This is a genomic window from Pseudomonas saponiphila (assembly GCF_900105185.1).
Classification (GTDB): domain Bacteria; phylum Pseudomonadota; class Gammaproteobacteria; order Pseudomonadales; family Pseudomonadaceae; genus Aquipseudomonas; species Aquipseudomonas saponiphila.
In genome coordinates, this window is sequence record NZ_FNTJ01000001.1 from 2,586,303 (window position 1) to 2,599,990 (window position 13,688).

Below are 13,688 nucleotides of genomic sequence, written 5' to 3' on the forward strand. Positions count from 1 at the left end.
CTTTGTGGCGAGGGAGCTTGCTCCCGCCCGAGCGCGCAGCGGTCGTAATCCCTAATATCGCGGATTTTGGGGTATATCCGTTGCTGCTGTAGGTTTCGTCCTTACGGTGAGGGGCGCGTACATATCCGTTGCTGCGGGTGCCGCTGCTGACGGTTTCGCTTTTACAGCGAGGGACTGTGTACATATCCATTGCTGTGATTGCGGCCACTGGCGGTTTCGCCCTTACGGCGAGTCCCTTTTTACAGTCGTCTAAAAAGGAACCAAAAACGCTTGCCCCTCCACTCGGTGCCTCGCATAGCGAGGCATGCCCGCACTCCAGCATTGATCCGTGGGCCGCCGCCACCGGCCATCCCTGGCCGGATGGCGGCTAACCCGGCGTCCTGCCGGGTTAGCCACGGATCAATGCCTGCGTGCGGCCATCGTGGTTGACAGGGCCTTGAAGATCAAAAGCCAAAGCCAAAGCCAAAGCCAAGCAAATCAGATCAGATCTAAGCAGGGCAGAGCAGGAGCCTTGGCGGTGCCTTGGGGTAGGGCTCTGGCAGTTGCAGCGCGTGTTGTTCCGCTAGCCGCGATACATCACGGTTTTCGCCGATTCTGACCGTCAAGGCGTAGGCGTTGGCCGAATGCTTTACGGGCTATGCCGCCTCCACTGATACCGCAAGACGTTTACCCAGGGCTGCCAGGGCATTTTCCAGCTGCTCCATTTTGGAGCTGTGTAGAAAGTCTACCAGGCGATCTCCCTGGGCCTGGTGGACTCCGAGCAGTCGGCATAGATCGGCTTTGCGCATGTCCCGCTCCATCATCGTGTTCCACAGCGCTATCTTGGCCACGGTCACCATTGGCAAATGAATGACCTGTTCCCCTGGTAGCGGCGCGGAGGCCGGGGGAATGGCGCGGCGCTGATCGACGTAAAGGGACAGAGTGGTTTCGAGCGCGTCGATGGCCTGGTTGATGGCGTGCTCGGGATCATCGCCAAAGCTATTGAATTCGGGCAGATCGCGGCAGAAGACCGCCACTCCCGGTGCACGGTCTTGCTCGAAGCGAATGGCGTAGTCGTACATGGTCACTCCTCGGAGGCGACGTTTCAGCGTGCAGAGGATGAATGAGAGTTCTAAAGCCCCAATTGCCTGATGATTGCCCTGCGGGTGGGTTCGGGCATTTCCTTGCTGCCGTGATCCGCAAAGGTGGTCTTGTTGCCGTTTGGGGCCGTGACTTTGAAGTGGCTGCCTTTACCGGCCTCGAACACCACGCCTTGAGATTTCAACCATCGTCTGAATTCGCTGAATTTCATCACCTCGCCTCATGGCTTGGATTTCTGCACGGTACAACATTCATATTTTTGTACAACACTTGTGTGTTGTTTTTTGCGTGACCTGACCATTACTCCTCGGACAGACCCATTGCCCGCTGCTCAACTGCATGCAATGCATCGCAGCCGTCTTGCAACATCAGGGTCGCCACGCTGGAGAAGCGCTGCAGGTCGAGGTGATCGGCGTGGCGGCTGGTCATGTCGGTAAGGCTGTCCAGCATGTCCCGGGTGGCGCGGATGCGCAGGCCGGCGTAGGTCAGCAGGTCAAGCAACGGCGCTTGTGGGTTGATGAAGGCGATGGGGTGGGCGGAGGTGGAAGAGGTGAAAGGTTGCAGATCCATGGCAGTGACGCTCCATGAAGGAATATTGAGGTGTGCTCATGGAGATTCGGACGGCCAAATCCGGTCGCGGACCACTGCGACGCAACGGAATGTAGAGGGTGGCGAGTGGCGTCACAAGCCGCTTGGGCGTGCCTTCAGCAAATACAGAAATGCCTGACATTGGCCGATGGCCTTTTCTCGCCTCTCCATTCCTGGTTCCGGAAAGTTTTGCCATCCCCCCTGTTATCTCCTTTGTTCTCCATGGCACACTCTGGCGCCTGTTCCGCTATTTGATATTTTGTTCCGTTATAGTGGAATTTATTCGTTCAACGCCTGTGCGTTTCCAGGCCATCGCGGGTTGCTGCGGTAAAGTTTGCGCAGAAGTCCGCAGCGAGCTGGATGGCGCTTGCGCAGGGCGGCCGGATGGAGCCGCCAGTTGGCCAACCTTCAACCAGGAGAACTCCCCATGAGCATCACCCGTTACGGCACCGGCAGCACCGCAGGCGGTGGCCAGCCGCGTCCTTTCGCTCGCGCCGTGGAGGCCGATGGCTGGCTGCATGTGTCCGGCCAGGTGCCGGCGCTGGATGGCGAGATCATTCACGGTGGGATCGTCGAGCAGACGCATCAGACGATGCGCAATCTGCTGGCCATTCTCGAAGAGGCCGGGTACGGCCTGGAGGATGTGGTGCGGGTCGGGGTGTGGCTGGAAGACCCGCGGGATTTCTGGAGTTTCAACAAGGTGTTCGGCGAGTACTTCAAGCCCGAGCACGCGCCGGCCCGGGCCTGTGTGCAGGCCAGCATGATGGTCGACTGCAAGGTCGAGATCGATTGTGTGGCGTACAAGAAGAAGGCCTGATGGCCACGGCCTGTAGGAGCTGGCTTGCCAGCGAAGGCGCCCGTGAGGGCGGCACAAGGCTTGAGGGCCTCTTCGTCGGCAAGCCGGCTCCTACGGGTCGATAGAGGGAGCGCAGGTAGATGAGCGAAGACAACATCAAGCGCAGGGCCAAGGGCCTGGATCGGGCGTTCGATATTCTCGATTTCCTCAAGGAGATCGGCCAGCCGTTGCGGCCCAACGATATTGCCAAGGGCATTGGCAGTCCCAAGTCCACGGTCTACGAGCTGGTGGCGTCCTTGCTGGAGCGGCGGGTGCTGGAGCCGGTGGGCAAGGACGGCCATGTGTACCTGGGCCGCCAGTTGTATTTTCTCGGGCAGGCGCATTTGCGCCATTTCGATCTGAGCCGCGAAGCCGATCAGGCCTTGCAGGAAATTGTCAGCCAGACCCGGGAAACCGCGCAGATGTGCCTGCTCAACGGGCGCAAATACACCGTGGCGCTGATGAAGGAGGGCGAGCGAAATTTCCGCATTACCTCGGACATTGGCGAGAACGCGCCGATCCCCTGGACTGCTTCCGGGCGCTTGCTGTTGGGGCATTTGAGCGATGAGCAGATCGTCGAGTTGATCGATGAGCGCGACTTCATCCTCCCCGATGGCCAGCGCTTGCCGCTGGCGACCTTCCTCAAGGAAATCCGTCAGGCCACCGAGGAGGGGTTCTTCTCCTTCGACAGTGTCGCCGACACTTTCACCCATTGTTTTGCCGCGCCGGTGCGCGATGAGCGCGGGGTGTGCATCTGCACCCTGTGCATCGTCGCGCCCAGGGCCGATGCCCAGAGCAATTACCAGGAATATCGCCGGGTGCTGATCGACAGCGCCAACCGTCTGGCCCGGCGTATCAACGATTGATGACTGTGTCGCGGCTGTGCGCAGCCGCCTTGATAAGGAGTGCCAAGATGTCTTCTGCTTTGAATCTGCCCCTGGTGGAAAAGGGCGCTGCGGCCCACGCTGCGAGCCTGCTCAGCGACGTCAGCCTGCCCGCCCTGGTGCTGCACCGCGAGGCACTGGAACACAACATCCGCTGGATGCAGAAATTCGTCAGTGACAGCGGTGCCGAGCTGGCGCCCCACGGCAAGACCAGCATGATGCCCGCGCTGTTCCAGCGGCAGCTGGAGGCCGGTGCCTGGGGCATCACCCTGGCGACCGCGGTACAGACCCGCGCCGCCTACGCCCATGGCGCGCGCCGGGTGTTGATGGCCAACCAACTGGTGGGGGCGCCGAACATGGCGTTGATCGCCGAGCTGCTGGCGGACGCCGATTTCGATTTCTATTGCATGGTCGATCACCCGGACAACGTCGCCGATCTGGGGGCGTTTTTCGCCCAGCGCGGGGTCACCCTCAAGGTGATGATCGAGTACGGCGTGGTCGGTGGGCGCTGCGGCTGCCGCAGCGAGCAGGAAGTACTGGCCCTGGCCAAGGCGATCCAGGCGCAGCCGGCCCTGGCCCTGTGCGGCATCGAAGGCTACGAAGGGGTGATCCATGGCGACCAGGCCGTCAGCGGCATTCGTCAGTTTGCCGACTCCCTGGTGCGGCTGGCGGTGGATCTGCACAGCGACGGGCTGTTCGCCATCGAGCGGCCGATCATCACTGCTTCGGGTTCGGCCTGGTACGACCTGATCGCCGAGTCGTTCGAGACGCACAACGCCAAGGGCCGCTTCCTCAGCGTGCTGCGTCCGGGCAGCTACATCACCCACGACCACGGCATCTACAAGGAGGCCCAGTGCTGCGTGCTGGATCGACGCAGTGATCTGCACGAGGGCCTGCGCCCGGCCATGGAAGTCTGGGCCCATGTGCAGTCGCTGCCGGAGCCGGGCTTTGCCGTGGTGGCCCTGGGCAAGCGCGATGTGGCCTACGACGCCGGTTTGCCGGTGCCGCTGCGGCGTTATCGCGCCGGGGCCGAGGCGGGCTCCGGGGATGATGTGACGGCGTGCAAGGTCACTGCGGTGATGGACCAGCATGCATTTCTCACCGTCGCGCCGGGCGTGGAACTGCGGATTGGCGACATCATTTCCTTTGGCACCTCGCACCCGTGCCTGACCTTCGACAAGTGGCGCATTGGCCTGCTGGTGGATGAGCAGCTGCGAGTGATCGAGAACCTGGAAACCTGCTTCTGACCTGTAGGAGCCGGCTTGCCGGCGAAGCGGCTCCTGGATGGGGCGCAGGTCTTGCGGACGCCTTCGCTGGCAAGCCAGCTCCTACACGGTGAGTGCAATACACGATGTTGTAGGAGCCGGCTTGCCGGCGAAGCGGCCCCTGGATGGGGCGCAGGTCTTGCGGACGCCTTCGCTGGCAAGCCAGCTCCTACGCGGTGGGTGTAATACACGATGTTGTAGGAGCCGGCTTGCCGGCGAAGCGGCCCTTGGATGGGGCGCAGGTCTTGCGGGCGCCTTCGCTGGCAAGCCAGCTCCTACGCGGTGAGTGCAATACACGATGTTGTAGGAGCCGGCTTGCCGGCGAGGCGGCCCTTGGATAGGGCGCAGGTCTTGCGGACGCCTTCGCTGGCAAGCCAGCTCCTACGGGGGGAGATGAGCATGAGTAACAAGAAACGCATTGCCGCCATCGGTGAATGCATGATCGAGTTGCAACAGCATCACGATGGCAGCCTGCAGCAGGGTTTTGGGGGCGATACCTTGAATGCGGCGGTGTATCTGTGCCGCGAACTGGGGCCGCTGGCCGAGGTGGATTACGTCACCGCCCTGGGCCTGGACAGTTTCAGCGATGCCATGTGCCAGAGCTGGGCCGAGGAAGGGATCGGCCTGGGTAAGGTCCAGCGCCTGCCGGGGCGATTGCCGGGCCTGTATTGCATCCAGACCGATGCCCGGGGGGAACGGCGCTTCTTGTACTGGCGCAATGAGGCGGCGGTACGGGACTGTTTCAACACCGCGGCGGCGGGGCCGATCCTGGCGGACCTGTGCGATTACGATGTGCTGTATTTCAGCGGCATCACCCTGGCGGTGCTGGGGGAGACGGGGCGCAAAAAACTGATTGACCTACTGGTGGAAGCGCGCATCCGCCGGGCGCAGATCGTGTTTGACAACAACTATCGGCCCAGGCTTTGGGCCTCGGTGGAGCAGGCGCGAGCGGCCTATCTGCAGGTGCTGGAGCATGTGGACCTGGCGCTGTTGACCCTGGAGGACGAGCAGGCGCTATTTGGCCATGACTATGCCCATGGCGTGTTTGCGGCTTACCCGAACATTGCCGAGGTGGTGATCAAGCGCGGGGCGGATTCGTGCCTGGTGCGTTGCGGCGCCGAGCGCTACGAGGTGCCGGCGCTGCCGGTGCAGCGGGTGGTGGACACCACGGCGGCTGGGGACTCGTTCAGCGCGGCTTACCTGGCCTGTCGTTTGCGCGGCGGCAGCCCGGTGCAGGCCGCAGAGGCCGGACACCGGTTGGCGAGCCGGGTGATTCAGCATCACGGGGCGTTGATTCCCCGGGATTGAACACACGACCTGTAGGAGCCGGCTTGCCGGCGAACAAGCTTTTGCAGGTGGCGCCATGCGTGCGGGCGCTTTCGCTGGCAAGCCAGCTCCTACGGAGGGGGGCGGGGTGGTTTGGCGCCGTCAGTCGCGGAAGAACACCTGCACCAGGTGATAGCCGAACTTGCTCTTGATCGGGCCATGCACGGTGCGCAGGGGCTTCTTGAAGATCACCTGGTCGATGGCGCCGACCATCTGCCCCGGACGCACTTCCCCCAGGTCGCCGCCGCGCTTGCCGGACGGGCAGGTGGAATACTTCTTGGCCAGGACGTCGAAGGCTTCGCCCTTGGCGATGCGCTGCTTGAGCTGTTCGGCTTCTTCGGCGGTTTTCACCAGGATATGGCGGGCTTGGGCTTTCATGGGCGGGTGACCTGGTAGCGGGAAATCGGCGGCCGCGGATTATGCCTGAATTCAGGCCTCGCAGCCGATCATCTGACGAATCTTCTGCGCCAGTTCTTCAATCGAAAACGGCTTGGCCAGCAGGTCCATCCCCGGCTCCAGGAAGCCCTGGCGCTCGGCGGCCATTTCCGCGTAGCCGGTCATGAACAGCACCTTGAGCCCCGGGCGCTGCTGGCGGGCGATCTCCGCCAACTGCCGGCCGTTCATGCCCGGCAGGCCGACGTCGGTTACCAGCAGATCAACGCGTGTCGGCGACTCCAGCAAGGGCAGGGCGCTGCGCGCATCTTGCGCCTCGAAGGCGCGGTAGCCCAGCTCGTTGAGCACATTGAGCACCAGCATGCGCACCGCCGGGTCGTCTTCCACCACCACCACGCTTTCCCCGGCCAGGGCCTGGGGCGCTGGCTGGCTGCCGGCCGGTTCTGCCGTTGCCGGGGGCGCGCTGTGCAGGCGCGGCAGGTACAGGCGCACGCAGGTGCCCTGGTCCGGTTCGCTGCTGATGGTCACGTGTCCGCCGGACTGCTGGGCGAAGCCATAGATCATCGACAGGCCGAGCCCGGTGCCCTGGCCGATGGGCTTGGTGGTGAAGAACGGGTCGAAGGCCTTGGCCAGGATCCGCGGGCTCATGCCGGCGCCGTTGTCGCTGACCCCCAGCATCACGTAGTCGCCGGCCTTGACCGGTTCCAGGGTGCGGATGTCGCTGCCATCGAGGTAGCTGTTGGCCGTCTCGATCAGCAGCAAGCCGCCGTGGGGCATGGCGTCGCGGGCGTTGATCACCAGGTTGAGCAGGGCATTCTCCAACTGGCTGGCGTCGGTATTGACCGGCCATACATCGTCCGCCAGTTGCATCTGCAGTTGGATGTGCTCGCCCTTGGTGTGGTTGAACAGCTCGTGCAGCGAACGCACCAACTGGTTGGGGTCCAGGGGCCGGCGGTCCAGGGACTGGCGACGGGAAAAGGCCAGCAGGCGGTGGGTCAGGGAGGCGGCGCGCTTGGCCGAGGACATGGCAGCTTCGGTAAAGCGGCCGATCTCCTCGCCGCGCCCGTTATCGATGTAGCGCTGCATCAGGTCCAGGCTGCCGATGATGCCGGTGAGCATGTTGTTGAAGTCGTGGGCGATGCCGCCGGTGAGCTGGCCCACGGCTTCCATCTTCTGCGCATGGCGCAGGGCGTCTTCGGCACGCTCGCGCTCGAACATCTCGTTCTGCAGGCGCTGGTTGGCGGTGGCCAGCGCCTCGGTACGCTGGTTGACCCGTTCTTCCAGGGTTTCGTTGAGGTTGCGCAGGGCTTCTTCGGTCTGTCGGCGCTCGGTTTCATCGATGACGAAGATGTAGAAGCCGTTGATCGCGCCGTCGGCGCTGTGGCGTGGCAGGTACTTCATCAGGGCATGGCGCGGACGGCCGTCGCGGTGCGGCGAATTGGCCTCGAAGCTGCACGGTTTGCCGGCCAGGGCCGCCTTGATGTTCTCGGCTCGGGTGGCGTAGATCTCGTCTCCCACCACTTCGCGGATGGTCTTGCCGTACAGCTCCTGGGGAGTCAGGCCGTACCAGTCCAGGTAGGCGCTGTTGTTCAGGCGGAAACGTTCTTCGTGGTCGACATAGCCGATCAGCACCGGCATGGCGTTGATGATCAGTTGCAGCTCGGTCTGGCTCTGGCGCAGGGCCTGCTCCATCTGCTTGCGTTCGGTCAGGTCCAGGGCGGCGCCGAGAAAGCGCGTGGGCCGGCCATGGTGATCCTTGTAGCAGCGGCCCCTGGCGAACACCCAGCGCACCTGGCCGTCGGCCAGTTGCAGGCGGTATTCCTCGGCGTATTCGCTGCCCTGGGTGATGCAGTGCTTGATGCTGCGGGCCACCGTGGCGCGGTCTTCTGGGTGCACGCCCTTGAGGTATTCACTGATCGGCAGTTGCCGCGATTGCTGCGGATCGACGCTGTGCAGCTGGGCAAAGTGGGCGTCGGCGATGAAGCGGTCTTCGCCAATGTCCCAGTCCCAGGTGCCCACCGCGTCGGTGGCCGCCAGGGCCAGTTGCAGGCGCTCCTCGGTTTCGTGCTGGGCCCGCAGGCTGGCCTCGGAGCGCTGTTGCAGTTCCAGGGCGATGCGCCGGCGTTCGTTGGTTTCGATGGCGGTCACCAGGATCCCGGCAACGTCGCCGCGCTCGTTGCGGATCGGGCTGTAGGTCAGGTCCAGCCACAGGTCGTATTGGGTGCCGTTGCTGCGCTGCAGGCTGAAACGCTGCTCGCTGAAGCTGCGCACCTGGCCGTTGAGCACCGCGCGGTAGACCGGGTCGGTGAAGTCCATCAGCTCCGGCCAGATCAGGTGCGCCGGCTTGCCGAAGGCGTTGGGGTGCTTGTTGCCGGCCAGCAAGGCGAAGCCGTCGTTGTAGATCTGGGTCAGCTCGCCGCCCCACAGCAGCAGCATCGGCATCGGCGAATGGATCACGATGTCCACCGCGGTACGCAGGCTCTGGGGCCATTGACCGGAGTGACCGAGGGCCGTGGCCGACCAGTCCAGGCGGGCAATCAGGGTGGCGGCTTCGTTGCCGGAGTGGGGGGCGTTCATGTCGGGTGTGTCCTGGGTGCAGCGGTGTTACGCGGCAAGGTCATGGGGCGCGTACTGGAAAAGTCCCATGGACATGCCGTGCATATTCAAGCGGGTGGATTGTAGGCGCTTCTGGCGCGGGCATTTTCACCCGCTTTTGCGGCAGATGACCAGTCTAGAGGGGCTGAACGGTTATCGAGGGTGCACCTAGCCGCCCCTGGCGGGTGCCATGGACTGGAAGACGCCATCGCTGGCACGCCGGCTCCCGCGGAGGGAGGAGCGGCGTTGGCTGTGTAGGAGCTGGCTTGCCAGCGAAGAGGCCCTTGGCGGCGACGGCAAGCTGGCGGATGCCTTCGCCGGCAAGCCGGTTCCTGCAGGAGGTGGGTCAGCTGAGCAATTCCTCACGGTCGCGGAACTGCTCCAGGGCCTCGGGGTTGGCCAGGGCGTCGGTGTTTTTCACGGCAATGCCATGCACCACGTTGCGCACCGCCAGTTCGACGATCTTGCCGCTGATGGTGCGCGGGATGTCGGTGACCGCGAGGATCTTCGCCGGTACGTGGCGCGCGGTGGTGTTGTCACGGATCACCTGGCGGATCCGTTCGCGCAGGGGGTCATCCAGCACCACGCCGTCCCGCAGGCGCACGAACAGCACCACCCGCACGTCGTGCTCCCAGCTCTGGCCGATGGCCAGGCTTTCCAGGACCTGTTCCAGTTTTTCCACCTGGCGGTAGATTTCCGCGGTGCCGATGCGCACGCCACCGGGGTTGAGCACCGCATCGGAGCGGCCGTGAATCAGCCAGCCGCCAGAGGCCAGCTGTTCGGCGTAGTCGCCCTGGGCCCAGACCCCGGGAAACAGGCTGAAGTAGGAGGCCTTGAGCTTGCTCTGGTCCGGGTCGTGCCACAGGCCCACCGGGATGCTCGGAAAGTGCCGGGTGCATACCAGTTCGCCTTTTTCGCCGATCACCGCCTGGCCCTGGTCGTTCCACACTTCGATGGCCATGCCCAGGCCCTTGCCCTGCATCTCGCCACGGCGCACCGGCTGGACCGGGTTGCCGGCGACGAAGCAGGCGACGATGTCGGTGCCGCCGGACATCGAGGCCAGGCACAGGTCGCGCTTGATCTCGCGGTACACGTAGTCGTAGCTCTGTGGCGACAGCGGCGAGCCGGTACACAGCAGGGTTTTCAGGCTGTCCAGGAGGTGGCTCTGGCGCGGCCGGCTGCCGGCCTTTTCCAGGGCCGCCAGGTACTTGGGGCTGGTGCCGAAGACGTTGATGGCTTCGCGGTCGATCAGGTCGATCAGGTGCTCGTTGGCGGGATGAAAGGGCGAGCCGTCGTAGAGCACCAGGCTGGCGCCGGTGGCCAGTGCCGACACCAGCCAGTTCCACATCATCCAGCCGCAGGTGGTGTAGTAGAACAGCCGCTCGCCGGGGCCGAGGTCGCAATGCAGGCCGTGTTCCTTGAGATGTTGCAGCAGCACCCCGCCGGTGCCGTGGACGATGCACTTGGGCACCCCGGTGGTGCCGCTGGAATAAAGGATGTACAGCGGATGGGCGAAGGGCACCGGGACGAACTCGGGCTCGCCGCCGGGGCGGTAGAAGTCGTCCCACAGGCTGACTCGGGCCGGGGTGCGGTAGTCCTCGGCCCGGGCTTGCGGACGGGCATAGGGGATGATGAGCAACTGTTCCAGGGACGGCAGGCGCGCAAGGATTTCATTGACCTTGGCGGTCTGCTCGATGTCCTTGCCGGCGTAGCGATAACCGGCGCAGGTGATCAGCACCTTGGGCTCGATCTGGCCGAAGCGGTCGATCACCCCCTGGGTGCCGAAATCCGGCGAACAGCTGGACCACACCGCGCCGAGGCTGGTGCTGGCGAGCATCGCCACCAGGGTTTGCCAGGTGTTGGGCATGCAGGCGGCGACCCGGTCGCCGAGGCCGACCCCGGCGGCGCGCAGGCTGCGTTGCAGGCCGGCGACCTGGGCCGCCAGTTCGGCGTGAGTCAGTTGTTCGCGTTGGCCGTTTTCGTTGATCGCCACCAGCGCCACCGCGTCGTCCCGGCGCTTGAGCAGGTGCTCGGCGAAGTTCAGGGTGGCGCCGGGAAACCACTGCGCGCTGGGCATCTGCGGGCCTTCGCGGAGCACGCATTGAGCAGGCTGGTGGAAGCTGACCTCGAAGAAATCGACGATCGCCTGCCAGAAGCTTTCTCGCTGGTCGATGCTCCACTGGTGCAGGGCGGGGTAGTCGTGAAGATTCAGGCCGTGACGCTGGTTGATGAAGCGGCGAAAGGCATCCATCCGCGTCTTGCCGATGCGCTCGGCGCTGGGTTGCCAGAGAATGTCGGACATGCAAGGCCTCGTGTTCTTATTGTTTTTTTAGGGTGATGTTCGCTGGCAAGCCAGCTCCTGCAAGGACCGTCACATCCTTGTAGGAGCCAGCTTGCCGGCGAAGGGGTCAATGCCAACGCGTGCTTATTGCGCCAGCCACCCGCCATCGATATTCCACGCCGCGCCGCGCACCTGGGCGCCGGCGTCACTGCACAAAAATAGCACCAGCTCGCCCAGTTGCGACGGGGTGACGAACTCCAGGGACGGCTGTTTTTCCGCCAGCAGATCATGCTGGGCCTGTTGCGGGTCGGTGCCCGCCGCGACGCGATCGTCGATCTGCTTCTGCACCAGCGGGGTCAGCACCCAGCCGGGGCAGATGGCGTTGCAGGTGACGTTGCTGGTGGCGGTTTCCAGGCCCACCACCTTGGTCAGGCCGATGACTCCGTGCTTGGCCGCGACATAGGCGGCCTTGCCCACGGAACCGACCTGGCCGTGCACCGAGGCGATGTTGACGATCCGCCCCCAGCCCTTGGCGCGCATTCCCGGCAGCCCCAGGCGGGTGCTGTGAAACACCGACGACAGGTTGATGGCGATGATCGAATCCCAGCGCTCCACGGGGAATTCTTCCACCGCCGCCACGTGCTGGATACCGGCGTTGTTGACCAGGATATCGACGCCGCCGAACTCCCGTTCGGCGTAGGCGAACAGCTCGGCGATCTGCGCCGGGTCGCTGACGTCCGCCGGGTGATGACCGACCTGGCCGCCGAATTGCCCGACCTCGGCGATCGCCTTCGAGGCATCGCCAAAGCCGTTGAGAATCAGCTTGGCCCCGGCCTTGGCCAGCGCCAGGGCAATGCCCAGGCCAATGCCGCTGGTGGAACCGGTGACCAGGGCGGTCTTGCCAGAAAGAATGCTCATGAATACCTCACACGATGCCGGTGGCGTAGAAAGTGGCGATGACGACGAATACCGCCAGGGTCTTGATCAGGGTGATGCAGAAAATGTCCTTGTAGGCCTCGCGATGGGTCAGCCCGGTGACCGCCAGCAGGGTGATCACCGCACCGTTGTGCGGCAGGGTGTCCATGCCGCCACTGGCCATGGACGCCACCCGGTGCAGCACTTCCAGGGGGATGTTGGCGGCGTGGGCGGCGCTGATGAAGCTTTCGGACATGGCCGCCAGGGCGATGCTCATGCCTCCCGAGGCGGAGCCGGTGATGCCCGCCAGCAGGGTCACGGTAATGGCTTCGTTGACCAGCGGATTGGGGATGCTTTTCAGCCAGTCGGCCAGCACCAGGAAGCCTGGCAGGGAGGCGATCACTGCTCCGAACCCGTATTCCGAAGCGGTGTTCATCGCTGCCAGTAAGGCACCGCTGACCGCGCTCTTGCTGCCCTCGGCGAGCTTGCTGCGAATCGCCGAGAAGCCGCACACCAGCACCATCAGGATGCCCACTAGCAAGGCCGCCTGCACCGCCCAGATAGCGGTGAGCTTGGCGATTTCGCTGGTCACCGGCGCGGCCATGCCGGGCAGGCTGAGGCTGTGGGTCTTGTCGTACCACTGGGGAATCCAGTGGGTGAACAGCAGGTTCATGATGCCCACCAGCAGCAGCGGCGACAGCGCCAGCCAGGGGTTGGGCAGCTTCAGGTCTGGGGCGGTTTCCGGTTCGTTGCGCAGTTCGGTGCCGTAGCCTTCACCGGCCTTCTGCGCCTTGTTGCGCTGGCGCTGGAGGAACAGCATGCCGGCGCAGAACACGAACACCGTACCGATCACCCCCAGCCAGGGCGCGGCCCAGGCGGTGGTGTTGAAGAAGGTACTGGGGATGATGTTCTGGATCTGCGGGGTGCCGGGCAGGGCGTCCATGGTGAAGGAGAAGGCGCCCAGGGCGATGGTCGCCGGGATCAGCCGCTTGGGGATGTTGCTCTGGCGGAACATTTCGGCGGCGAACGGGTAGACCGCGAACACCACCACGAACAGCGAGACGCCGCCGTAGGTCAGCAGGGCGCAGACCAGCACGATCACCAGCATCGCCTGGCGGGTGCCGAGCAGGCGGATGGCCGCGGCGACGATGGAACGCGAGAAGCCCGACAGTTCAATCAACTTGCCGAACACCGCGCCGAGCAGGAACACCGGGAAATACAGTTTGATGAAGCCGACCATCTTCTCCATGAACACCCCGGTAAAGGCGGGCGCCACGGCGGACGGGTCGGTGAGCAGCACCGCGCCGAGGGCGGCAATCGGGGCAAAGAGGATGACGCTGTAGCCACGGTAGGCCGCCAGCATCAGCAGCGCCAGGGCTGCCAAGGCAATGATCACACTCATGGTGTGTCTCTCCAGGATTGTTATTGTTGTCGGGTGTTGCGTGTGGAGAACGGTTTAGCGAGATCTGTGCCAGGTATTTAAGTAATTGAATTATATGGATATTTTTATTTTCATGGGAGCTGGG

General features: G+C 64.0%; 12 protein-coding genes. 4 read left to right on the forward strand and 8 right to left on the reverse strand.

Features of this window, described 5'->3' with window-relative positions; all coding sequences use genetic code 11:
- Positions 1–635 precede the first annotated feature (635 nt).
- The 3 genes from BLV47_RS12155 to BLV47_RS12165 all read right to left on the reverse strand — a co-directional run bounded on the left by BLV47_RS12155 (position 636) and on the right by BLV47_RS12165 (position 1,650).
- A complete protein-coding gene (locus BLV47_RS12155; RefSeq protein WP_092313838.1) occupies positions 636–1,061 on the reverse strand; it encodes a type II toxin-antitoxin system HicB family antitoxin in 426 nt (141 codons plus the stop codon).
- Positions 1,062–1,111: 50 nt separating this feature from the next.
- Positions 1,112–1,291, reverse strand: a complete 180-nt coding sequence (locus BLV47_RS12160) for a type II toxin-antitoxin system HicA family toxin (RefSeq protein ID WP_092313841.1) — start codon at positions 1,289–1,291, stop codon at positions 1,112–1,114.
- An 89-nt stretch (positions 1,292–1,380) separates the two neighbouring features.
- Complete coding sequence (locus BLV47_RS12165; protein WP_092313844.1) at positions 1,381–1,650, reverse strand: hypothetical protein; 270 nt, start codon at positions 1,648–1,650, stop codon at positions 1,381–1,383.
- 445 nt (positions 1,651–2,095) lie between these two features.
- On the opposite strand from BLV47_RS12165, the gene BLV47_RS12170 reads away from it, so the two are divergent.
- From BLV47_RS12170 to BLV47_RS12185, 4 genes are all read left to right on the forward strand, one after another.
- Positions 2,096–2,485 carry a RidA family protein gene (locus BLV47_RS12170; protein WP_047304975.1) on the forward strand — a complete coding sequence of 130 codons (390 nt, stop codon included), beginning with the start codon at positions 2,096–2,098 and terminating at the stop codon, positions 2,483–2,485.
- Between the two features lie 119 nt (positions 2,486–2,604).
- Positions 2,605–3,369 (forward strand): IclR family transcriptional regulator, encoded by a 765-nt coding sequence (locus BLV47_RS12175; RefSeq protein ID WP_092313847.1) that lies wholly within the window; start codon positions 2,605–2,607, stop codon positions 3,367–3,369.
- A 47-nt stretch (positions 3,370–3,416) separates the two neighbouring features.
- Positions 3,417–4,634, forward strand: coding sequence for an amino acid deaminase (locus BLV47_RS12180; protein ID WP_092313850.1), 1,218 nt, complete (start codon positions 3,417–3,419; stop codon positions 4,632–4,634).
- 417 nt (positions 4,635–5,051) lie between these two features.
- Positions 5,052–5,960, forward strand: coding sequence for a sugar kinase (locus tag BLV47_RS12185; RefSeq protein ID WP_092313853.1), 909 nt, complete (start codon positions 5,052–5,054; stop codon positions 5,958–5,960).
- A 120-nt stretch (positions 5,961–6,080) separates the two neighbouring features.
- Here BLV47_RS12185 and BLV47_RS12190 read toward each other — a convergent pair whose 3' ends face one another.
- The 5 genes from BLV47_RS12190 to BLV47_RS12210 form a co-directional block, all read right to left on the reverse strand.
- Positions 6,081–6,356 (reverse strand): peptidylprolyl isomerase, encoded by a 276-nt coding sequence (locus BLV47_RS12190; protein ID WP_011061856.1) that lies wholly within the window; start codon positions 6,354–6,356, stop codon positions 6,081–6,083.
- Positions 6,357–6,407: 51 nt separating this feature from the next.
- Entirely contained in the window at positions 6,408–8,948 is a 2,541-nt protein-coding gene (locus BLV47_RS12195; RefSeq protein ID WP_092313855.1) for a PAS domain-containing hybrid sensor histidine kinase/response regulator, read from the reverse strand.
- Between the two features lie 364 nt (positions 8,949–9,312).
- Entirely contained in the window at positions 9,313–11,268 is a 1,956-nt protein-coding gene (locus BLV47_RS12200) for an acetoacetate--CoA ligase (protein WP_092313858.1), read from the reverse strand.
- A gap of 123 nt (positions 11,269–11,391) precedes the next feature.
- Positions 11,392–12,165: a 3-hydroxybutyrate dehydrogenase gene (locus BLV47_RS12205; protein ID WP_092313861.1), complete on the reverse strand. Its 774-nt coding sequence runs from the start codon at positions 12,163–12,165 to the stop codon at positions 11,392–11,394.
- Between the two features lie 7 nt (positions 12,166–12,172).
- On the reverse strand, positions 12,173–13,564 hold the full coding sequence (locus tag BLV47_RS12210; protein ID WP_092313864.1) for a GntP family permease: 1,392 nt from the start codon (positions 13,562–13,564) through the stop codon (positions 12,173–12,175).
- Positions 13,565–13,688 lie beyond the last annotated feature (124 nt).

Bases quoted from the DNA above. Each gene is read 5' to 3' on its own strand.
- BLV47_RS12205 (WP_092313861.1), bottom strand. From the start codon at position 12,165: ATGAGCATTCTTTCTGGCAAGACCGCCCTGGTCACCGGTTCCACCAGC.
- BLV47_RS12195 (WP_092313855.1), bottom strand. From the start codon at position 8,948: ATGAACGCCCCCCACTCCGGCAACGAAGCCGCCACCCTGATTGCCCGC.
- BLV47_RS12185 (WP_092313853.1), top strand. From the start codon at position 5,052: ATGAGTAACAAGAAACGCATTGCCGCCATCGGTGAATGCATGATCGAG.
- BLV47_RS12210 (WP_092313864.1), bottom strand. From the start codon at position 13,564: ATGAGTGTGATCATTGCCTTGGCAGCCCTGGCGCTGCTGATGCTGGCG.
- BLV47_RS12170 (WP_047304975.1), top strand. From the start codon at position 2,096: ATGAGCATCACCCGTTACGGCACCGGCAGCACCGCAGGCGGTGGCCAG.
- BLV47_RS12180 (WP_092313850.1), top strand. From the start codon at position 3,417: ATGTCTTCTGCTTTGAATCTGCCCCTGGTGGAAAAGGGCGCTGCGGCC.
- BLV47_RS12175 (WP_092313847.1), top strand. From the start codon at position 2,605: ATGAGCGAAGACAACATCAAGCGCAGGGCCAAGGGCCTGGATCGGGCG.
- BLV47_RS12160 (WP_092313841.1), bottom strand. From the start codon at position 1,291: ATGAAATTCAGCGAATTCAGACGATGGTTGAAATCTCAAGGCGTGGTG.
- BLV47_RS12190 (WP_011061856.1), bottom strand. From the start codon at position 6,356: ATGAAAGCCCAAGCCCGCCATATCCTGGTGAAAACCGCCGAAGAAGCC.
- BLV47_RS12165 (WP_092313844.1), bottom strand. From the start codon at position 1,650: ATGGATCTGCAACCTTTCACCTCTTCCACCTCCGCCCACCCCATCGCC.
- BLV47_RS12200 (WP_092313858.1), bottom strand. From the start codon at position 11,268: ATGTCCGACATTCTCTGGCAACCCAGCGCCGAGCGCATCGGCAAGACG.
- BLV47_RS12155 (WP_092313838.1), bottom strand. From the start codon at position 1,061: ATGTACGACTACGCCATTCGCTTCGAGCAAGACCGTGCACCGGGAGTG.